20 protein-coding genes, 7 tRNA genes and 1 pseudogene are annotated in these 21,877 nt (G+C 29.6%); 17 read left to right on the top strand and 11 right to left on the bottom strand.

The window, feature by feature from the left end; genetic code table 11:
* The first annotated feature begins 8 nt into the window (after positions 1-8).
* From proC to tnpB, 4 genes and pseudogenes are all read left to right on the top strand, one after another.
* Entirely contained in the window at positions 9-812 is an 804-nt protein-coding gene (gene proC / locus KQI77_RS07990) for a pyrroline-5-carboxylate reductase (protein WP_216389922.1), read from the top strand.
* Positions 813-1,160: 348 nt separating this feature from the next.
* The gene (locus KQI77_RS07985) at positions 1,161-1,463 is read left to right on the top strand and encodes a hypothetical protein (RefSeq protein ID WP_216389921.1); all 303 of its coding nucleotides are present in this window, start codon (positions 1,161-1,163) and stop codon (positions 1,461-1,463) included.
* A 125-nt stretch (positions 1,464-1,588) separates the two neighbouring features.
* Positions 1,589-1,675, top strand: a pseudogene (locus tag KQI77_RS07980) (transposase); the annotation flags it as partial.
* The gene (gene tnpB, locus KQI77_RS07975) at positions 1,676-2,749 is read left to right on the top strand and encodes an IS200/IS605 family element RNA-guided endonuclease TnpB (protein WP_216389920.1); all 1,074 of its coding nucleotides are present in this window, start codon (positions 1,676-1,678) and stop codon (positions 2,747-2,749) included.
* Positions 2,750-3,023: 274 nt separating this feature from the next.
* Here tnpB and KQI77_RS07970 read toward each other — a convergent pair whose 3' ends face one another.
* Positions 3,024-4,199 (bottom strand): NADP-dependent malic enzyme, encoded by a 1,176-nt coding sequence (locus tag KQI77_RS07970; protein ID WP_216389919.1) that lies wholly within the window; start codon positions 4,197-4,199, stop codon positions 3,024-3,026.
* Between the two features lie 176 nt (positions 4,200-4,375).
* Here KQI77_RS07970 and KQI77_RS07965 point away from each other — a divergent pair, with 176 nt between their 5' ends.
* Positions 4,376-5,662, top strand: coding sequence for an adenylosuccinate synthase (locus tag KQI77_RS07965; protein WP_216389918.1), 1,287 nt, complete (start codon positions 4,376-4,378; stop codon positions 5,660-5,662).
* A 116-nt stretch (positions 5,663-5,778) separates the two neighbouring features.
* Positions 5,779-6,519: an acyl-[acyl-carrier-protein] thioesterase gene (locus tag KQI77_RS07960; protein WP_216389917.1), complete on the top strand. Its 741-nt coding sequence runs from the start codon at positions 5,779-5,781 to the stop codon at positions 6,517-6,519.
* Here the strand turns inward: KQI77_RS07960 and KQI77_RS07955 are convergent, their stop codons facing one another.
* Complete coding sequence (locus tag KQI77_RS07955; RefSeq protein ID WP_216389916.1) at positions 6,520-7,755, bottom strand: NAD(P)/FAD-dependent oxidoreductase; 1,236 nt, start codon at positions 7,753-7,755, stop codon at positions 6,520-6,522.
* Positions 7,756-7,852: 97 nt separating this feature from the next.
* On the opposite strand from KQI77_RS07955, the gene KQI77_RS07950 reads away from it, so the two are divergent.
* The 8 genes from KQI77_RS07950 (at position 7,853) to KQI77_RS07915 (ending at position 9,164) form a co-directional block, all read left to right on the top strand.
* Entirely contained in the window at positions 7,853-8,416 is a 564-nt protein-coding gene (locus KQI77_RS07950) for a hypothetical protein (protein ID WP_216389915.1), read from the top strand.
* 156 nt (positions 8,417-8,572) lie between these two features.
* A tRNA-Glu gene (locus tag KQI77_RS07945) sits at positions 8,573-8,647 on the top strand.
* Positions 8,648-8,659: 12 nt separating this feature from the next.
* A tRNA-Val gene (locus KQI77_RS07940) sits at positions 8,660-8,735 on the top strand.
* Between the two features lie 10 nt (positions 8,736-8,745).
* Positions 8,746-8,822: transfer RNA gene (locus tag KQI77_RS07935), tRNA-Asp, on the top strand.
* A 6-nt stretch (positions 8,823-8,828) separates the two neighbouring features.
* Positions 8,829-8,903, top strand: a tRNA-Thr gene (locus tag KQI77_RS07930).
* A gap of 15 nt (positions 8,904-8,918) precedes the next feature.
* Positions 8,919-8,993, top strand: a tRNA-Glu gene (locus tag KQI77_RS07925).
* Between the two features lie 10 nt (positions 8,994-9,003).
* Positions 9,004-9,079, top strand: a tRNA-Val gene (locus tag KQI77_RS07920).
* An 8-nt stretch (positions 9,080-9,087) separates the two neighbouring features.
* Positions 9,088-9,164 (top strand) — tRNA-Asp (locus tag KQI77_RS07915).
* A 280-nt stretch (positions 9,165-9,444) separates the two neighbouring features.
* Here the strand turns inward: KQI77_RS07915 and KQI77_RS12995 are convergent.
* Both KQI77_RS12995 and KQI77_RS07905 read right to left on the bottom strand, forming a co-directional pair.
* Positions 9,445-9,579: a hypothetical protein gene (locus tag KQI77_RS12995; protein WP_367397288.1), complete on the bottom strand. Its 135-nt coding sequence runs from the start codon at positions 9,577-9,579 to the stop codon at positions 9,445-9,447.
* 497 nt (positions 9,580-10,076) lie between these two features.
* Positions 10,077-10,892: an oxidoreductase gene (locus KQI77_RS07905; RefSeq protein WP_253289394.1), complete on the bottom strand. Its 816-nt coding sequence runs from the start codon at positions 10,890-10,892 to the stop codon at positions 10,077-10,079.
* 593 nt (positions 10,893-11,485) lie between these two features.
* On the opposite strand from KQI77_RS07905, the gene KQI77_RS07900 reads away from it, so the two are divergent.
* The 3 genes from KQI77_RS07900 to licT all read left to right on the top strand — a co-directional run bounded on the left by KQI77_RS07900 (position 11,486) and on the right by licT (position 15,688).
* The gene (locus tag KQI77_RS07900) at positions 11,486-13,351 is read left to right on the top strand and encodes a beta-glucoside-specific PTS transporter subunit IIABC (RefSeq protein ID WP_216389914.1); all 1,866 of its coding nucleotides are present in this window, start codon (positions 11,486-11,488) and stop codon (positions 13,349-13,351) included.
* A 12-nt stretch (positions 13,352-13,363) separates the two neighbouring features.
* Entirely contained in the window at positions 13,364-14,776 is a 1,413-nt protein-coding gene (locus KQI77_RS07895; RefSeq protein ID WP_216389913.1) for a glycoside hydrolase family 1 protein, read from the top strand.
* 78 nt (positions 14,777-14,854) lie between these two features.
* Positions 14,855-15,688: a BglG family transcription antiterminator LicT gene (licT, locus tag KQI77_RS07890; RefSeq protein WP_216389912.1), complete on the top strand. Its 834-nt coding sequence runs from the start codon at positions 14,855-14,857 to the stop codon at positions 15,686-15,688.
* A gap of 16 nt (positions 15,689-15,704) precedes the next feature.
* Here the strand turns inward: licT and KQI77_RS07885 are convergent, their stop codons facing one another.
* From KQI77_RS07885 to KQI77_RS07855, 7 genes are all read right to left on the bottom strand, one after another.
* Positions 15,705-16,688, bottom strand: coding sequence for an ATP-binding protein (locus tag KQI77_RS07885; protein WP_216389911.1), 984 nt, complete (start codon positions 16,686-16,688; stop codon positions 15,705-15,707).
* A complete protein-coding gene (locus KQI77_RS07880; RefSeq protein ID WP_216389910.1) occupies positions 16,681-17,682 on the bottom strand; it encodes a DnaD domain protein in 1,002 nt (333 codons plus the stop codon). The genes KQI77_RS07885 and KQI77_RS07880 overlap by 8 nt, the downstream gene beginning before the upstream one ends.
* Positions 17,683-17,790: 108 nt before the next feature.
* On the bottom strand, positions 17,791-18,990 hold the full coding sequence (locus KQI77_RS07875) for a S8 family serine peptidase (RefSeq protein ID WP_216389909.1): 1,200 nt from the start codon (positions 18,988-18,990) through the stop codon (positions 17,791-17,793).
* 66 nt (positions 18,991-19,056) lie between these two features.
* On the bottom strand, positions 19,057-19,872 hold the full coding sequence (locus KQI77_RS07870) for an MBL fold metallo-hydrolase (RefSeq protein ID WP_216389908.1): 816 nt from the start codon (positions 19,870-19,872) through the stop codon (positions 19,057-19,059).
* 25 nt (positions 19,873-19,897) lie between these two features.
* The gene (locus tag KQI77_RS07865) at positions 19,898-20,329 is read right to left on the bottom strand and encodes a DMT family transporter (RefSeq protein ID WP_216389929.1); all 432 of its coding nucleotides are present in this window, start codon (positions 20,327-20,329) and stop codon (positions 19,898-19,900) included.
* A 72-nt stretch (positions 20,330-20,401) separates the two neighbouring features.
* A complete protein-coding gene (locus KQI77_RS07860) occupies positions 20,402-20,875 on the bottom strand; it encodes a dUTP diphosphatase (protein ID WP_216389907.1) in 474 nt (157 codons plus the stop codon).
* Positions 20,876-21,030: 155 nt separating this feature from the next.
* Positions 21,031-21,588 (bottom strand): hypothetical protein, encoded by a 558-nt coding sequence (locus tag KQI77_RS07855; RefSeq protein ID WP_216389906.1) that lies wholly within the window; start codon positions 21,586-21,588, stop codon positions 21,031-21,033.
* Positions 21,589-21,877 lie beyond the last annotated feature (289 nt).

The raw sequence follows: 21,877 nt of genomic DNA, 5'->3' as shown, positions 1-21,877 counted from the left end.
AATGGAAGATGAATAATATTATAGGTTTTATTGGTTGTGGTAATATGGGAAGTGCAATGGTAGGGGGATTAATTAAGTCTGGATTTAGAGATAAAAAATATTTAATAGTATCTTCAAAGACAGAGAAGACTCTTGATAAAGTAAAAGAAGAATTAGGAGTTAGAACAACTTTAAGTAATGTTGAAGTTGCAAGAGAAGCAGATACTATAGTTCTTGCAGTAAAGCCCAATATGTATAAAGGTGTTATAGATGAGATAAAATCAGAATTAAATAGAGATAAGTTAATAATAACAATAGCAGCAGGAATATCATTAGATAATATGGAATATTGGTTAGGTGAAGGAATGAAGATAGTAAGAACTATGCCTAATACTCCAGCTATGGTAGGAGAAGCTATGTCAGCTATATGTGCTAATCAAAATGTAACACCAGAAGATATGGAATATGTAAAAAATATTTATAATAGCTTTGGAAAATGTGTTGAGTTACAAGAAAAAGAATTTCATGGATTTACAGCACTATGTGGTTCTTCACCAGCATATATATTCATGTTTATAGAAGCTATGGCTGATGCAGCAGTACAAACAGGAATTCCTAGAGCAAAAGCTTATGATATGGCAGCACAGAGTTTGATTGGTTCTGCTAAGATGGTTCTTGAAACTAAAAAACATCCTGGTGAATTAAAAGATATGGTATGTTCACCAGCAGGAACAACTATAGATGCTGTTGTTGAATTAGAGAAACGAGGTTTCAGAAGTTCTGTTATAGAAGCTGTTATTAAATGTGCAGAAAAATCAAGATCAATGCAATAAAAAATAGTACTATTATTACAGGTTCCAAAACTTGTTTTGGAACCTGTAATAATGTCTAAACAAAATCTAAGATTATTTAATCTTAGATTTTGTTTAATTAATGAATATATTTTTGAATTGTGGAAATAATATAAAATGTAATAAGTGGTGTTTGTAGATTTGAAACATTATTTATTATATGCGATCCTTATTTTTATCTTTAGTAGAGTCACTATTTTATCATGAAGTTACAGCTCAACTATAAATATGCTTTTTATTAGAGTGTTATTCTTAGTAATTAAGATGATGATGATATATAGATCATTGTTATAGAAGATAGTATGTAGTGGCTCTATTTGATGTGTTATTATGAAAGTTATTCTTTTGTCAATATATGGACTTTTCAATTGTTTATCAGAAATTATACTATTTTCTATGTCTATGAATAATACTTTTGAAGGTTGGCATGCAACTAAATTAGTTGTATATCAACCTTCTTTTATATTACTAGGAAATTATAAAAAGATGTTTCAAGGAATATTTGAAGGCAATAATCATTCTATAAAGGGTCTTTATATGGTGGATTTTAGTAAAACTGTTGGTTATCAAAGTTTATTTGGAACATTATATGCAGGAACAATTAGAGATTTAGGAATTGAGGAATCATATTAGTGTGGAGGTTATGATTTTGGTTCTATAAGTAAATCAGATATACTTTCAGGAACTACAGATACTAATGCAGAAATAAGGATAAAAGAATATAATGGATTTACTTTTAATAAAGAATTTGTTTCAATTGGAGTAAAAGCTATTGCTTATTAGCTATTGGTGGAGCACCTATTGAAATAGTGAGAAAATATATAGAAAATCAAGGAGTTAAATAAATGTTAAAGGCTTATAAATATAGAATATATCCTAATTCGGAACAAAAAGAATATTTAGCTAAGGTATTTGGATGCACTAGATTTATTTATAATAAGATGCTTGAAGATAAGATTGCTTATTATAAAAAGACTGGTGAAATGTTAAAAAATACACCTGCACAATATAAAAAAGAATTTGAATGGCTTAAAGAAGTGGATTCATTAGCATTAGCTAATTCTCAACAAAATCTTGAGAAAGCTTATCAAAACTTTTTTAGGGATAAATCTGTAGGTTTTCCCAAATTCAAAACCAAAAAAAGTAATTATCATAGTTACACTACTAATAATCAGAAAGGTACTGTTTATATTCAAAACGGATATGTGAAAATACCTAAATTAAAAACTATGATAAAGATTAAATATCACAGAGAGTTTTCAGGAATTATAAAAAGTTGTACTATTTCTAAAACTCCAAGTAACAAATATTTTATTTCAATATTAGTTGATACTGAAAATAAAGTTCTACCAAAGGTTGATAAGAAAATAGGTGTAGATGTTGGATTAAAAGAATTTGCAATATGTAGTGATGGGTATAGAGTAGCAAATCCAAAATATTTGAGAAAATCTGAAAAAAGATTAGCCAAGTTACAAAAAGAATTATCAAGAAAACAAAAAGGTAGCAATAACAGAAATAAGACTAGATTAAAAGTTGCTAAGTTACATGAAAAAATAGTTAATCAAAGAAAAGATTTTTTGCATAAATTATCTACTAAGCTAATAAGAGAAAACCAATCTATAGCTATAGAAGATTTGAAGGTAAAAAATATGCTTCAAAATAGTAAATTATCAAAAGCAATTAGTGAAGTCAGTTGGTATGAATTTAGAACAATGTTAGAGTATAAAGCTGATTGGTATGGAAGAAATATTGTAGTTGCTCCAATTAATTATGCAAGTAGTCAAATTTGTTCGCAATGTGGTTATAAGAATATTGATGTAAAAAACTTAGCATTGAGAAATTGGACTTGTCCAAACTGTGGTGCAAACCACGATAGAGATATAAATGCAAGTAAGAACTTAGAAAAAATGATAGTATAGACTATTGGTAATAATGAGGTCGGAACGACCTTGTAAGCTTGGGTAAACTTGTTCCATAGGAATATTGACCAAGAAGCTCCCAACTTCTATAAGTGGAGAGTAGTTCACTAATGGGGATAATAATTGGGATAGTATAGATAGAAGAAATTGTAAATTAACTATAGGAAACTATGTTTTTGAATAAGTAAGTTTTGACATAATTTAATTAAGGATAGAAAAAAGGTTTTGTCACTAGCAATTATTGTTTGCAATGCGACAAAACCTTTTTTACTAATTATTTTATAGTAGCAACGCCACTTTTTATTGCAGCTTCTTTTACTGCTTCAGCAACTTTCTTTTGAACATTTAAATCAAAAGCTTTTGGAATTATATTAGTTGGACTTAATTCGTCATCGCTTATAGAACTTGATATTGCGTAAGCAGCAGCAACTTTCATTTCTTCGTTTATTCTCTTAGCTCTACAGTCTAATGCACCTCTGAATATTCCAGGGAATGCTAAAACATTGTTAATTTGGTTAGGATAATCTGAACGTCCTGTACCTACAACTTTTGCACCAGCAGCTAGAGCATCATCTGGGAATATTTCAGGAGTAGGGTTAGCCATAGCAAATATTATAGCATCTTCATTCATTGTCTTAACCATTTCTTGTGAAACTAAGTTAGGAGCAGATACTCCGATAAATACATCTGCATTTTTTATAGCATCTTTTAATGTACCTGTTTCATTATTAGGGTTAGTTATTTCAGCTAATTCTCTTAGAGAATCATTTGCTAATTCAGCATTTTTGTGAATAACACCATTAATATCGCACATAACTATATTTTTAACACCTGATGATAATAATAATTTACATATTGCAGAGCCAGCAGAACCAGCACCATTAATAACAATTTTTATATCAGATAAGTTCTTCTTAACTATCTTTAGGGCATTTAAGATACCAGATAAAACAACAATTGCAGTTCCATGTTGATCGTCATGGAATACTGGAATATCTAATTTTTCTTGTAGCTTTCTCTCTACTTCAAAACATCTAGGTGCTGCTATATCTTCTAAGTTGATTCCGCCTAATGAAGGAGCAATTCTAGCAACAGTTTCAACTATTTCATCTACATCTTTTGTATCAAGAACTATAGGAATAGCATCTACATCAGCAAATTCTTTAAATAGTACGCATTTTCCTTCCATAACTGGTAGTGATGCAAGTGGACCGATATCTCCTAGGCCAAGTACAGCTGTACCATCAGAAATTACAGCTACTGTGTTACATTTTCTAGTATATGTATAAGCTAAACTAGGATCTTTGTGGATAGCTCTACAAGGTTCAGCAACTCCTGGAGTATATGCTAAACTTAAATCTTTTGAATTATTAATTTTGGCTCTAGATTTTACTTCTAGTTTACCGTGTAGTTCTTCATGAAACTTTAAAGATTCTTCATATATATTCATAAAACACCTCTTAATATAATACTTGGGGAAAATTTATATTCTAAAATATAAAATCCAATAATATTATACGAATTATTTTAGATATTTGCAAAAAAATATTCGACTTAAGGTTGATTTATTATGCCTACTTTGTTACTATGAAATATGGAAAGAGAATACATTAAGGAGGAAAATGTATGTCAGCATTTATTGTTTTAGGAGCTCAATGGGGCGACGAAGGAAAGGGAAAGATGACTGATTACTTAGCAGAAGAAGCAGATGTAGTAGTTAGATTTCAAGGAGGAAATAATGCAGGTCACACTGTAGAAGTTGGAGATAAACAATATAAGCTTCACTTAATTCCTTCAGGTATATTATATGATGAAAAGGTCAATGTAATAGGAAATGGCGTTGTGGTTGATCCTAAGGCTTTATTTGAAGAGATAAGTTACTTAGAAGGTGAAGGCGTAAAAGTCACTTCAGATAAGCTTATAATCAGTGATAGAGCACATTTAATTATGCCATATCATAGAGTACTAGATAAATTAAAAGAACAAGCAAGAGGAAAAAATGATATAGGTACTACAGGTAAAGGTATCGGACCATGCTATACTGATAAGATAGAGAGAAGCGGAATTAGAGTATGTGATTTAATGCATGCAGAAGTTTTCGAAGAAAAATTAAGAGAGAATTTAGCTATAAAGAATGCTATAATCACAAAGGTTTATAATGGAGAAGCTCTTGATGTTGAAGCTATATTAAAGGAATACAAAGAATACGCAGAAAAGATAAAACCATTTGTAAGAGAAACTTCAGTAGAAGTATATAATGCTATAAAGGCAAATAAAAATGTACTTTTTGAAGGTGCTCAAGGTATGTTATTAGATATTGACTATGGTACATATCCATATGTTACTTCTTCTAACACAACTGCTGGTGGAGTATGTAATGGTATAGGTGTAGGACCTACATTAATTGATAGTGCGGTAGGTATAGCTAAGGCATATACAACAAGAGTAGGAAAAGGACCATTCCCAACAGAATTATTAGATGAAACTGGTGAGTGGATAAGAGAAAAAGGTCATGAATATGGAGTAACTACAGGAAGATCTAGAAGATGTGGTTGGTTAGACTTAGTTATATTAAAGACAACAGCTAGAGTATGTGGTTTAACTTCTCTTGCAGTTACTAAAATAGACACTCTTGCTGGTCTTGATAAAATAAAGGTTTGTACAGGATATAAATTCGATGGACAAGAAATAGATTATTTCCCAGCAAGTTTAGAAGATTTAGCTAAATGTGAACCTGTATACGAAGAATTTGAAGGTTGGGGTACAGAAGTAGCTGATGCAAGAAGCTATGAAGAACTACCAGACAATGCTAAAAAGTATTTAAAGAGAATAGAAGAAGTTACAGATACAAAGATAGCTTATGTTTCAGTTGGACCTAAGAGAGATCAAACAATAAAAATATCTGATATCTAATTATATAAATGAGGTGCTATAAACTTTAAGAGCTTATAGCACTTTTTTTTACTCTTTACTCAAAATTTGTTAATATTATTAAGAGAGAATAGTGTATATAAGGGAGGATGCATAATATGTTGAATATATTTAGTAAGCAATATGAAGTAAATTATTATGATTGTGATTATAGACTAAAGTGTAATTTACCTTCATTAGTTAACTTTTTTTGTGATGTAGGGAATGCTCATTCAGAATCAGTGGGAGATACTATACCTAAACTTATAGAAAACAATATGGTTTGGGTATTCTATAAATATGATATAAAAGTTAAGAGATATCCTAATTATAGAGAAAAAGTTAAAGTAGAAACATTTGCTATGAGCTTTAATAAATTCTATGCACATAGAGGCTATAAAGTAATTGCAGAAGATGGAGAAGTAATAGCAGAAGCAGTATCATTATTTTTCTTGATTAATATAAAAAGAAGAAGACCTATGAGAATTCCAGAAAGAGAGATTGAGTTATACGGTGCTGAAGATCTAATAGGCAAAGAAATAGATATGGATAAGATTCCTTTAGTTGAACATGAAGATATTGTTACGGAATTTAACATAAGATATAGTGATATAGATTCTAATGGGCATGTTAATAATGTTAAATATATGGAATGGGCGATTGAATCAGTTCCTCAAGATATAATAAAAGATCATGAATTAAAGAGAATAAGAGTGGATTTTGATAAGGAAACTACTTATGGAAATAAAGTTACTATAGCAACAGACATAATATATAAAGAGGATAAAATTATAACAATTCATAGTATAAGAGAAAATAATGATAAAGAGTTAACTAAAATTCAAATAGAATGGGAATAGTTATAAACTATTCCCAACTAAAAAGCCTGAACACCAAGCCCAATGTAGATTAAAGCCACCGCAATCACCATTCACATCCATAATTTCTCCGGTAAAATATAGATTCTTAACTATTCTAGATTCTAAGGTTGTAGGGACTATTTCACAAGTGTTTATTCCACCATTAGTTAGTTGAGCATTATTAAAACCATTAGTACCTATACAGTTGAATTTCCAAGCTTTAAGTCTTTTGGCGATTAAAGATTTATATTTCCAATCTAAGTCATCACAAGAGATATGTATATTTTGAATACCTATATCTTTTAAGAAAATAGGAATAAGTTTTTTATTTATTATCCCAATTAATGCATTAAATATGCTTCTATAGGAAAACATAGCAAGATGACCTTGTATAAAGTTATCTAAATCTTCATAGTTCATATCTGGCATAAGATCAACAGATATGGTTACTTCTTTTTTATTATTCAAAGCTCTAGAGCATAAACCTGATAATTGCAGTATGGGAGGACCAGATATTCCGTAATCAGTAAATAGAATTTCACCACTATCAGACCTTACTGCTTTATTATCTATAAATACAGTTGCATTTCCTTCAAGTTTTATTCCTGCTAAACCTCTTAGATGAGGATAATCTAATTTTAACTGTACAATAGCAGGAACAGGTTCAACTAATGAATGACCGAGGCTTTTTGCTAATGTATAGCCAGAGCCATCAGAACCCGTTTTAGGAGCAGATTTTCCACCACAAGCTAGAACTAACTTATTGCATTTAAAATTCGGCATTTCTTGATTATTTGATGAAATTATGAATTGTTTATTTTTTTGTATGGTTTTAACTTTGCAGTTGTTATATATTGGTATGTTACGTTCTTCTAATGCTAATTTTAGTAAATCTACCACAGAAGAGGCTTGTAATGATTTAGGATATAGTTTTCCTTTGTCTAGCTCTATTATTGGTAAGCCTAATGATAAGAAGTAGTTCTTCATATCTTCTACTGAAAAGTTATTAAGACAGTATTCATAGAAGTTATTATTTAAACTATTGTAGCAAGTATAAGGTGTAGATATAGAACTATTAGATATATTACAACGACCATTTCCAGTAGTTAATATTTTCTTGCCTAGTCTATCTGTAGATTCAATGATAGCCACATCTTTTCCGAGGTCTTTTGCAACAAGAGCTGTCATTAAACCAGAAGCACCAGCACCGATCACAAGAATATCATGAAAAATCATAAAAAAATCTCCTTAATCCAAAAAATAAATCTATATATTATTCTAACATAGTAATAATTAAGGTGAAAGATTGGAATAATAATAATGAGGTGATGATGTGCGTGCGAAGATTATTAAACAAGGTGAAGATTATAATAAGGAATTTAAAGTTAGAAGACTTAATTATGAAGAAGTTATAGTTAATTACCCTATAGATTCACTTATTAAGCATTATAAGTATGAAGAGGTAGAGCTTATAAGTGAAGGAGATATAGATGAATTTCTTATAGATAATAGAGAGTTTTTACAAATAAGATTAAAGAGAGGAATATCAGCTTTTTTTTATAAGGCATTAAAAGAAACTTTATATAATGAATTACAAGAAGAAATAGAGAGCTTTATACTTTTACGAGATAAATATAATGTTAATAAGAGAGGAATATGGGAAAAGGAAATAATATGTTTTGTTAATCAGAAGAAACCACTATTGGTATCAGCATCTGGTAGAAACTTTCGTAGAGATAATTATAGTATAAGTGTTACTGATTTTGATGACAGTGAATTTCTATCTTTGGCTAGAGAAGAAATAAAAAAGATATCACGAGAAATAGAATATAAGCAATCAGTTATATCAAGATATGATATAGTAATTAATAAATTAACGTGTAATAAGCCCAATTAAGCTGTGAAAATGCCTTAAAAATAATAATTTTAAAAGAAAAATAAAAAAAAACAAAAAAAATTGTTGACAGGTTTTATTAAATTCTGTATTATAGTCTATGTGGTTGGAACGCAGAAGCGTTTTCACTACAGTAAGAGATTGATGAAAAATTAATATGGCTCCTTGGTCAAGCGGTTAAGACACCACCCTTTCACGGTGGTAACAGGGGTTCGATTCCCCTAGGAGTCACCATTTATATTTTATGGGCGCATAGCTCAGCTGGGAGAGCACCTGCCTTACAAGCAGGGGGTCACAGGTTCGAGCCCTGTTGTGCCCACCATAAAATATATGGCTCAGTAGCTCAGTTGGTTAGAGTGCCGGCCTGTCACGCCGGAGGTCGAGGGTTCGAGCCCCTTCTGAGTCGCCATATTATGCTGGCATGGCTCAACGGTAGAGCAGCTGACTTGTAATCAGCAGGTTGTAGGTTCGATTCCTATTGCCAGCTCCATTAAAAATTTTATAAGGCTCCTTGGTCAAGCGGTTAAGACACCACCCTTTCACGGTGGTAACAGGGGTTCGATTCCCCTAGGAGTCACCATTTATTTTATGGGCGCATAGCTCAGCTGGGAGAGCACCTGCCTTACAAGCAGGGGGTCACAGGTTCGAGCCCTGTTGTGCCCACCATAAAATATGGCTCAGTAGCTCAGTTGGTTAGAGTGCCGGCCTGTCACGCCGGAGGTCGAGGGTTCGAGCCCCTTCTGAGTCGCCAACACAAGAACATCTAGAATTAAGGATGTTCTTTTTGTTTTACAGTAAATTAATTATATTAAATGAAATATGATAATATACTACTTATTTATTATACAAATAGCACTTTTACTTTATCAATGATCTACAACAATTGTAAACAAGAACAAATAATATAACTGCTTTTATATGGAACAATCTTGGTTATAATAAAAGTTGAGGTATATTTTCATTTATGCTAGGTTTTAAAACTTGTTTTTAGATTATAGATAATTTTCTATAGAGTAAAAAAAGCAGGCCTTCTATAAAGAAGTTTCCTGCTTGTATGCTGTAACTGATTTTCCTGTCCAAATGGAGAATGCCCTGAAAAACGAATTTAGGTCTTGGTACCCAAGAAGATATGCAATATCTTCTGATGATAGCTGTGTATTTTGAATATAGTTCTTTGCAAGTAATTCCCTTACATGATTTAGTTGCTTTTCGGATAAGATTTGTTAAAAGTACCATCTCAATTCCAACAATTATTTCTGGTAATTCTATATTCTCATCACCTTTAATTTCTACAGTAATCTCATGTTCGTTCTGTTCATAGACTTCAAATGTAATTGCACCTGCTAGTGCTTTATATTGTGCAATACGTTTGATACATTCTTTCGCATTTGAACTGCAATACGCACCAAATATAGGTGGTGTTATAGTTTCAATATTATCTGCTGTTGCAAGTAGTATTGGCATTTTTTATCAGGTACAAGTTCTTCAATGGCTTTCATAAAGCGATAGTATTCTTTCGATGTCACACAGGGATTGTTTCTTACAAATATATCAAGTGGCAACTTTGCTTTTTTAAGCAGTTCATCTACTGAAATTCCATATGATTTCAGCAATACTGCATAATTTTTATCTAATGGAAAATGTTTCAATGTTTCACCTTCTTTTAACTGAAATTTCTGATAACCCAGTCGTAAACGCGATCACCAAATATTTTTTGCGTAAGCACCATAGGTTTTGCCATAAAACCTACAAGATAACGTGTATGAGGTCTTTTTTTAGTAACTGCTTTTTTTACTGTTTTTGCAATTAATTCAGGTTTTGATAGCATATTACCCGAATAATTCTTAATCATTCCATCAGCAGCTTTATTTGCATACTGTTCATATGCTCCACCTTTAGCGGTTTCTATCAGATGATTGGCAGCAATAATTCCCCAATCTGTTTTAATTCCACCTGGTTCAATAACTACTACATCAATACCAAATGGTGCAAGCTCCATTCTCAAACAGTCTGAAAATCCTTCAACTGCAAACTTTGTTGCATGATACCATCCACCAAAATTCGTCCATATTTTTCCGCCCATAGAAGATATGTTTACAATCTTACCATAATGATTCGCTCTCATTCCTAGTGTTACAAGTTGTATTAACCTTGCCATACCAAAAAGATTTACATCAAACTGCTTTCTAGCTTCATCCATTGGCACATCTTCGATTGCACCATAAGAACCATATCCTGCATTATTTACAAGTACATCAATATTACCAACTTCATTTATTATGTTTTCTACACATTTTACCATAGATTCTTCTTTTGTTAAATCTAAAGAAATTGTTTTGATTCCATCTTTTTTTAGATCTTCCATCTTATTAACACGTCTTGCTGCTGCATATACAATAAATCCTGCCTTTGACAATTCTCTTGCTGTTATTGCACCAATTCCACTTGATGCACCTGTTACCAATGCTATTTTACTCATTATAATACCTCCGTATTCGAATTATTTTCTATTATGAAATTATTATAATGGTGGAGGAATTTTTATTGAATGACATAATGCGCCAAATTTAATGCAATTTGCGCCAAGTAAGTCTTCTTTAATAGTATTTTTAGTTTCATATTATCTTTTGTATAATATTTAGAGAATGTATTATAGCTAGTTTACAAAATGTTTTTAAAATAAAATAGATTAAATTAAAAAAAAGCCTTGAAAATGTTTTCTTATGATGTTATTATTATCTCAAGAAAACAATTACATAAAGAACAAAGCATTTTTGTTTGGCATGTTACTGGTAAGGCAGGCAAGACCAAAATAAAAGTGATTTCTCAGTATATCAGAGAAGTTAGTTTTATTTTGGTCTTTTTTTATACTTTATTAAATGTAAATGATTATTTTAATAATTATTAATTATAAAAAATATTTCAAATAATTATACTGCCAAATCAGAACATAAAAACAAATTTAATAACTATTTTACAGCATACAAAAGTGCGATAAACGTTTAAAGCAGCTGGTAAAACCACTTTTGTTAGCAACTAAAATAATGTATTAATTAAAAGGAGGAAGAGGATATGGATTATAAAAAATTAGGACTTCAAGTACTAGAGTTAGTAGGTGGAGCTAAGAATGTAAGAAGATTAACACATTGTGCTACAAGACTTAGATTTGAATTCAATGATATGGAAAAAGTTCAAGTTGAAAAGATAGAAAAATTGCAAGGAGTAATTAGTGTAGTAAATAAAGGAGGTCAATTCCAAGTAGTAATAGGAAATGAAGTTCAACAAGCTTATAGAGCAATATTAAGTGAGACTGGAAACTTAGACGGAAGTAAAAAAACAAAAGATAATAAAAAAAGTGATGAAAGTCTTTTATCTAGATTCATTAGTGTAATATCAACAACATTTACACCAATGATACCAGCAATTACTGGAGCAGGTATGATAAAAGCAGTACTTGCAATATTAACATTAACAGGATTATTATCATCAGATAGTCAAACATATTATTTACTAGATACAATAGCTGATGCAGCGTTTTTCTTTATGCCTGTATTACTAGCATATGGTGCTGCAAATAAGTTTGAGTGTAGTCCAATACTAGCAATGACAATAGCAGGAGTATTATTACATCCTAATTTGACTAGTTTATTAAATGCAGGTGACCCTGTTAAGTTTTTAGGTGTTCCAGTAATCTTAACAGATTATGCTGGATCAGTATTACCAATAATTATTACAGTATGGTTAATGTCTTATATAGAGAGATTTGCAGAAAAAGTATCACCATCAATAATTAAATTCTTTACAAAACCACTTATTGTACTATTACTAACAGCACCTTTAGCGCTTATTGTTATAGGACCTTTTGGAACTTATTTAAATGATTTAGTTGCAGCAGGAGCAGAGATAATTAATTCTAAGGCGAGTTGGTTAATTCCAATGTTGATGGGAGCATTCCAACCATTATTAGTAGTAACAGGAACAGCATGGGCAATGACACCAATTGCAACTATGCAATTAACTAATCTTGGTGCAGAAAGAATTAATGGACCAGGAATGTTAGCGTCTAATATAGCACAAGGTGGAGCAACACTTGCAGTTGCATTTAAGAGTAAGAATAAAGAAATGAAACAATTAGCAGCATCTTCAGGAGTTACAGCTGTTCTAGGAATTACAGAACCATCATTATATGGTGTAACATTGAAGTTAAAGAAACCATTAATTGCAGCAATGATAGGTGGAGGATTAGCAGGTATATATGCAGGTATATCAGGCTTAGTAAGATATGCATTTGTATCTCCAGGACTAGCAGCATTACCAGCATTTATAGGTAAAAATCCTATGAATATAGTACACGCTTTAATTACTTGTTTAATAGCTTTTGTTGCTACATTTATTATTACAATAATTATTGGATTTGAAGATCCTAAATCTGATGATACAACAGATGAAGAAATCAATGATGCAGAAGATGTTAAAGAACTAGAAGAAGCAGCTAAGGTTGTAAGTCCTATAAAGGGAGAAGTAGTACCTTTAAGTAAAGTAAACGATGAAGTGTTTTCAGCAGGATTATTGGGAAAAGGCGTGGCTATAATACCTGAAGAAGGTTTAGTTACATCGCCTATAAATGGAACAGTAGAAGCTGTTTTAGATTCAAAACATGCGATAGCTTTAAAAAGTAATGAAGGAATAGAAATGTTAATTCATGTTGGATTAGATACTGTTAACTTAGAAGGTAAACATTATGATACTTATGTTAAAGTTGGAGATACTGTGAAGGTTGGAGATAAATTATTAGCATTTGATATGGATGAGATAAAAAAATTAGGATATGATTTAACAACACCAGTTATTGTATGTAATAGTGAAAAGTTTTCAGAAATTAAAATAGAGAAGACAGGTAAAGTAAATAATGATGAAGTAATTTATTCAGTAAAATAAGGAGAGGTAGAAATGATATATAATAATATAAAAGAGTTTCCAAAAGATTTTTTGTGGGGAGCATCTACTTCAGCTTATCAGTTAGAAGGAGCTTGGAATGAAGATGGTAAAAGTCCATCTATAATAGATATGTGTGATCATCCTGAAGGTACATCTGATTTTAAGGTGGCTAGTGATCATTATCATAGATTTAAAGAAGATGTAAAGTTATTCTCAGAACTTGGACTAAAAGCATATAGATTTTCTATAGCATGGACTAGAATTATTCCAAATGGAGTAGGTGAAGTAAATGAAAAAGGGATTAAGTTTTATAGTGATTTAATTGATGAATTAAGTATTTATGGGATTGAACCGATAGTAACAATGTATCATTTTGATTTACCATATGTTTTAGAAGAAAAAGGCGGGTGGAATAACAGAGAAACTATTGATGCCTTTGTTGAATATGCAAAAGTGTTATTTGAGAGATTTGGGCATAAGGTAAAGTATTGGCTTACAATAAATGAACAAAATACAATGATACTTCATCCTGGTGCAATAGGAGTTCCTAAGGGTGGTAAATTACCAAGTAAGAAAGAAATGTTTGCACAAAATCATAATATGATGCTTGCTCAAGCAAAAACAATAAAGTTATGTCATGAAATGTGTAAGAATGCAAAAATAGGACCTGCTCTTAATACTACTGCAATGTATCAAGCAACATGTAAACCTGAAGATGCAATAGCAGCGCATAATTGGGAAACATTAAGATGTTGGAGCTTTTTAGATATAGCTGTAAAGGGAAAGTATAATAAGCTTGCATGGAGTTATCTAGAGGATAGAGGATTAGCTCCAGATATATTAGAGGGAGATATGGAAATTTTATCATTAGATAAACCTGATTATATAGCTATAAATTATTATTCAACAGCTACAATTGCAGAAAGCAAGGGAGATGCATCAGATGTATCTGCTAGGGCAGGAGATCAACAAATAATGCTAGGCGAACAAGGAGTTTATAGAGCTGCAGATAATCCATATGTAGATAAGACTAAGTATGGTTGGGTTATTGATCCAGTTGGGTTAAGAATGACCCTTAGAAAGGTAAGTGAAAGATATGATTTGCCTATATTAATTACTGAGAATGGAATAGGTGCTTCAGATAAACTTGAAGCTAATGATGTAATTAATGATGAATATAGGATTGATTATATTAGAAAACATATAGTACAATTACAATTAGCTATAAGTGATGGAGTAGAAGTTATAGGATATTGTCCGTGGTCTGCTATAGATGTTGTAAGTACACATCAAGGATATGGTAAGCGATATGGCTTCATATACGTAGATAGGGATGAATTTGATTTAAAAGATTTAAGAAGAATAAAGAAAAAAAGTTTTTATTGGTATAAGGATGTAATTAAGAATAACGGAAGGGAATTATAAAATTAACTACCTTAGCTTCAAAGATTATGATATCTTTGAAGCTAAGATATTATTGTTTTTGAAGCTAAGGAGAAAGATATGAATATTGTTAAGGTTATGAATAATAGTCTTTTATTAGTTACTGATGAGGAAGGCAAAGAGCTTATTGTTATGGGAAAAGGAATAGGCTTTAAAATGAAGGCTGGAGATAAAGTAGACACAAGTAAAATAGAGAAGGTTTATGTTCCTCAAAATGAAAAGTTAACAAGTGAATATCTACAATTAATGGTTGATACACCAAGTGAGTATATAGAGGTAGTAAATTATATAGTAGATTATGCAAAGGTTAAATTAGATGTAAAGTTAAGTAGCCAATTATTTTTCACATTACTTGACCATATAACTTATGCTATTTCAAGAATAAAAAGCAATATTATTATTCAAAATAGATTAATATGGGAAGTAAAAAGGTTTTATAGCAAGGAATTTAAAATAGGTTTGCATGCAGTGGAATATATCAATAGGAGATTAAATATTGAATTACCAGAAGAGGAAGCTGCCAATATAGCATTTCATTTAGTTAATGCACAGTTAGAAGATGGAACCATGGAGAGAACTATTTATACTGTAAGAATATTAAAAGATATATTTAGTATAGTTCAATATAATTTCAATATAAATATTAATGAAGATTCTATAAATCATATAAGATTTATAACACATTTGCAATTTTTTGTTCAGAGGTTATTTGACGACAAGTTAAATGAATCAAAAGATAATTTTATTTTTGAGCAAGTAAAGAAACAATATCCGAAGGAATTTAATTGTGCTAGATTAATAGGTGATTATGTTGAAAAATCATTTGATAAAAAAATAGGTAATGAGGAATTATTATATTTAACTATTCATATTGTTAGATTAATTGAAAGGTAAATGCTTCATTTGGCATTTACCTTTTTTGATTCTGTAAGTTAAGTGCAATTCTAATATCATCTGCATAAAATTTAAATAACTTAAAATCTCCTAGTAAACGAGATGAAATTCTTTCACTATATATATTTTGAATATCTGGTAGTGAGAGATTAGTAGATACTAACATCTTTTTATTATTAAGTAGTTTTTTATTTAATAAATTAAATAGTTCTGCTATAGAAAACTCATTTTTTTGTTCTGCTCCTAAATCGTCTATTATTAATAAATCACAATTAATTAATATGTTTTCTAATATAGTATTATTGTTAAATCGAATATCTTTAAGGTCACTTATTAATTCATCAGAAGTTTTATATATAACTAAAAAACCTTTATCTAATAATTCTTTTGCTATACAGTAAGATAAGAATGATTTACCTGTACCTGGATTACCATAGAAAAGTAGGTTTGTATTATTTGTTTTAAATTGAGGTAAATATTCACGAAGAACATAGTTAAGAATAAGCTCCATATTTTTTCTAGGAGAATAATCATCTATGTTGTTATTTTTTTGAGAAAATAAATTTATATTGAAGTTTTCAAAGTTTTTTTGTTTTAAAATATTCTGGATGTGAGAATCCTTATAATATAAATCTATTAATTTTCTATTATAGCAAGAGCATTTATTTACACCAATGAATCCTGTATCCTTACAACGTTCGCATTCATAATGAAGATTTAAGAAGTCAGCAGGATATCCATTACTTATTAAAAGTTCATATTTTTGAGCTCTAAGTTCAGTTATTTTATTTTTATATTCTTTAAATGTTTCAGAGCTATTTTGAGAATTTAATAGAGCAATAGATAAATGTAGAGATAGCTTTTGAATATATGAGTCTAACTTTATTATTTCTGGATGTAATTTAGCTATTTCTTTTTTTCTTGCTTCTAGAGCTTTTTTCTCTTTATCTTGAATTTTTTCGTATGATTCTAATATAGTTGTTTGATATCCCTTAATCATCAGTATCCCTTCCTAATAGTTTTCTTTCTAATGAATTATAGTCATATGATCTACCTTCAAAGTTGTTAAATCCATAATTCGATGCAGATTTATTATTACTATTATTATTTTTAAATTTTGAATAGTTTGTTTTTGGTGGTTTATCTTTTAATGCAACATCTTCTAAAGTTTTGATATTATCTTTATACCATTTTGATAATATGCCATCAATATATTTAAAGTCGGCTCTATTAAGTCTCTCAGAGCATATATCACAAGCTTTTTCTATTAAAGTAACATCAAATTTATAAGTGTAGAGCCATTTGTTAAGCATGTCTTCTTGAGGTTTCATTATATCAGTATTTTTTATTCCGATATAATTTAAGATCCTTCTATATTTTTTCCACTTTTCTTCAGCTTTTTTTATGTGATTTTGAGCATCTTCTACAGAACGAATATTTTGATCATGCCATGATAGAGCAACTTTTTCTATATATCGATAATCATTTTTCCCTTTTGAAGCACAATATTCAATAAGTAGCATTATTAGTTCAGAAGAAAATGAGAAATCTTTCTGCCAACTTAAATACATTTCCATTTCCTTAGCTGAAAGTGGTCTTGCTACAGTTTTTTCTATATCCTTAAACATAATAGTTTTTTCAGAATCATTAAGTAATGTATCGACTAGATTGACATCTTTATTTTTCTCTGAAGGAATATCATCTAAAGGAAGCAATTCAACACTATAATTATTCATTTTATCTATAGGTGTTAATCTTATTACTCCAAGATCATTCCAATAGTGTAGTGCATTTAATACATCCGATTCTAGGAGGTTTAATGTAGAAGCAATTATTTGCCCATTTGCACCTGGTTCATTACAATTATTTATTTTTAGTAGAAGTAAATATACTTTAACAAATTCACCTCTAGCAGAAGGCATATATTTTTCGATAAATACATTACTTATAGGAGTATACTTTGGTTTATTATCTTTAAGCATGAATGTACTCATAATGTAGAAAATCTCCTTTCGTATAATAAATTAATTATAGCAAAAAAAAAGCCACAATGATATAAATGTAATCAGATATTAGTATAAGCTGATTACATTTATATATGGTTAAGTTAGAAGCTTTGAAAAATCTATTATTCCATCGCCAACTTTATCTTTAGGTAATGCATTAGTACTACAAGAAAGTTTTAATATAGAGAATATATCATTAAAAGAAAGATCAGGGTTATTTTCTAATAGTAATGCACAGATACCACTTACGAAGGCGCAAGACATAGATGTACCACTAAAGGATTTATAGTTAGCCTTAAGGGGAGAGGGATATAATTTTGCACCTTTTTTTTCAGGTATAAATGAAGTGTTGCTATTTAGCGAAGTAATGTTTACGCAAGCAGCACAGAAATCAGGTTTTTGATTTTTTGTAATTACACCATAAGAGGAATAATTATAATGACAAGGCTCTGAAGAAGTATCTATTCCACCTATTGTGATACAATTTTTTAGTGTTGATATACCCATTATAGTATTCTTTGAAGCAAGGTTGCTACCAGCAGGAAGTATAGGAATTATATTTTTAGTAATTGCAATATTAAATACTGTTTCAAATAAGCTATTAATGAAATAATTGTGTGTTAAAAGTTCAAATGGTAAACAAAGAATTTTTATAGTGTTATGTTTTATTAATTCTTCAATAGAATATAATATATCAGATACAAGGCCCTTACCTAACTTATCAAAAGCTTTATAACAAACTATCTTAGAGTTAGGGGCAATGCCTCTATATAAACCCTTAGAAGACAAGCCACTACCAGAAATAATTCCACATATTGCGGTGCCGTGTCCATTATCATCATAAGGATATCTGTAATTATTGATTATATCATTAAATTCAGTAATAGCAGGGGGCTTTGTAAATAAATCAGTATGAGGATATACACCACTGTCGACTAATCCTATAGATATACCTAGTCCTGTTAACTTAGATGTTAATGATTTTGGAACAGTATTTACTGAAGTAACACTTATGCCAGATAAAAATAAATATTCATCAAAACATATATAGGTGACTTCTGGATATTCAATTAATCTATATATAGTAGAAGAAGTTAAATAAGCACATATTAAATTGGAATAATCAAGTGAATATATTAATTGATTATTTATCTTATTATTCTTAGAAGAAGAGAGTTTTTTTATTATATTCTCTTTAAGATTTTTACATTGGATAAGTACTCTATATCTTTTGTATTCGTTATTTTCTAGAGAGCGATGCAAGTTATGTTCTAATTTTTTTTTTACAGAAAACATAAATACCCCAACTATATTAATTGTTATTATTAATATAGTTGTTAAGGTATTATTTTGTTAATAATATTATAGTTTGTAGGTTTGACCAATATCTATAAGCTTTATACGAGGATCACCTATGTTTTTAAGAATTTCTTCTGTCTCATCAAAGTTTTCTAAGGATATTTTAAATGTTTTATAATGAATAGGTATCATTGCCTTTGCATTCATATTATTAAACATATTGTAACTTTGAAGAGGAGAGCAATGCATGTGCTCAAAACGTTTAGGCATATAACAACCTACAGGCATAATAGCAGCATCACATGTTAATCCATTAAATGAATCTGTTAGAGCAGTATCTCCTGCAAAAAATACTTTGTGACTAAGGCTTTCAATCATATAAGAATTACTTTCGTTGTCAATACCAATATAGAATCTTCTTCCATCGTGATTAGCTTCTATTGCTGTTATTTTAATATTTTCATCTGAGTATGATTCACCGTGTCGTAATAAAACAACATTCTTGAATCCTAGAAATTGTAAGATTCTTTTATAACCTTTGGGAACAATTACTATTGCATCTTTATTAAGTTTACGTAATGACGAAAAGTGTAAGTGATCCATATGTCCATGGGATAAAAGTATATAATCTAATTTTTTACCTTTTATATCTGTAGGTTTATTAACAATTCTCTTAAAGTAACCTAATCTATTAGATAGAACTGGATCCGTAATTATTATATTGTTGTCTAGATTCATAATAGTTGTTGCATGACCAAACCAATATATTGAGTTTAGTACTAGTTTATCAGAAGCAGTTAATAATCTGTTGTTAGCATATTCTCTCAAGTTATTATAAGTAAGTCTAGATAAAAATTTAATATTGTCTACAAAGTGCATAATTTAAATATTCCTTTCTTTGGTTCTATTTATTCCACTTAAACAATATTATACCAAATATCATGATTAAAATACTTATTATTTCCTTAAATCCAAAGTTAACTTGTTTGTTTCCAAACAATCCAAAAGCATCAATAACTGCTGCAGTAACTAATTGAGATACTAAAATAATAGAGATTCCTAGAGTCGCTCCCATAGAAGCAATGCTCTTAACAACGGTAAAGGTTATAATAACTCCTATTAATCCACCTAATAGATATAGTTTATTAACAGAGTTAATATTTTTATAAGATCCATTCTTGAGAAAAAAAGATAAAATTGCAGCAAAAACAAATGCTGTTCCTTGAACAATAACTATTGATTCCCATAAGCCGATTTTCTCTGAGAGACGTGTGTTAAATACACCTTGAATGCTCATAGATAAACCAGATAGTAGAGCAAGAATTATTGATAAAATCATAAAAAATCACCTCATGAGGTAGTGTAACCAAATAGAGGTGAAAATATTAAAAAAAGTACTCTATAATTATTAGAGTACTTTCTCGTTAATGCTATTATAAAAATTATTTTTTATTTGTTCTTCTGTAAAGCCAAGGCTTATGCCAAGGGTAAAATAATCTTCAAGAATTGTAACAAAATGATCTTTAGATGAAGACATTATTAAATCATTAATATCGATAAATAAGTTTAAAAATTGATCACTTAGACATGAATCACTTGTTTCGACGTTTACTTCTTCAATATCATCATGGTTGTTATCAATAGCAAGAGCAAGTATGTGTCTTAAGAAAATAACATATTTGTTTAAAACACTTTCCTTGTCATAAGATAATTCATCATCAAGCCAGTATTTGTAACAGCCAGTTTCATCAGCAAGTGAACTCAACTTTATATGTAGTTGAAGATGTTTTCTAGCAAATACTTTATATTCAGCAAGCGATTGATCCACAACAATATTAGAAGTAAGTTCTCTTTCAGAATCTAATAAATTTTTTATATTCATAGTCATGTCCCTTTCATCACAAGGTTTTTTTATTATATATTTTACAAAATCTTTTGAAAAAATAAAAGCACAGAAAACGAATACATAATGATAAAAAACAAAAAAAGATTAAATTTTATAAAAAGTTTAATCTTTTTTATTTAAATAATAATAATTTAAAAGTTTTTTAGTGGAAATGATTTTAGACAAACTTCTTTTTTGTTAGGAAATACCTTCCATATCTCAAATCTATCTATTTTTAATGTATTTATATGGTCAGACTCACTTGATTTATTATCTTGATTTGGATATGAGTCTGTCTTTTTATCTTTAGCTATATGATTAATTGTAGCTAGAGATATTCCTATATTGTTATCATCAATAGCAGGAGAAAATTTAACATTTAAGCCTGATAATTCGAAATTATCAGTTAAAGCTGTATAAATCTTTTTAATGTAGCCTCTATCTTCTATTTTTAAATTAACTGTCTTTAGGGTTTCATTAATTGAAGCACTATTAGGTGAATATTCTATTTTGAAGCGTTTATAAGGCTTAAGAACCTTTTCTATTACTGGCGTAATTTTGTCTACATTAGAAGTTTCAACTACATCTAAGGCTATATGTGGCATAGGTGAACGTCTATTAGCACGATATTTTTTTGAAAATTTTCTCTGTAAAGGAGATAACACTTCGTATGATTGCTTGTCAAAAAGTGCAACAATATAGTATTTCATAAAAAATCCTCCTTAAGATTGATAATCTGTGACATATTCAAACTTTGACATAAATTATACCATACTTGAAATTAAAATAATAGAAATTAATGGATAGATAACAAAAAATATTATCAAAACAAATATAAAAAAATATTTAATAAAATATTTAATAAAATTTTGTTTATGTTATAATCCCATCTTTGACAGTTGGAAAGGTTAAAAATCCTGTAAGCCCTTATAAATTAAGGGTTACAGGATTTTATTGTATAAAAAAGTATGCGTACCTTTTTTATTTTTTAGTATCTTT

The sequence above is a fragment of the Clostridium sp. MSJ-8 genome (genome assembly GCF_018918325.1).
In the GTDB taxonomy this organism is placed as follows: Bacteria; Bacillota; Clostridia; order Clostridiales; family Clostridiaceae; genus Clostridium.
This window is presented reverse-complemented; position numbering and strand designations above follow the sequence as displayed.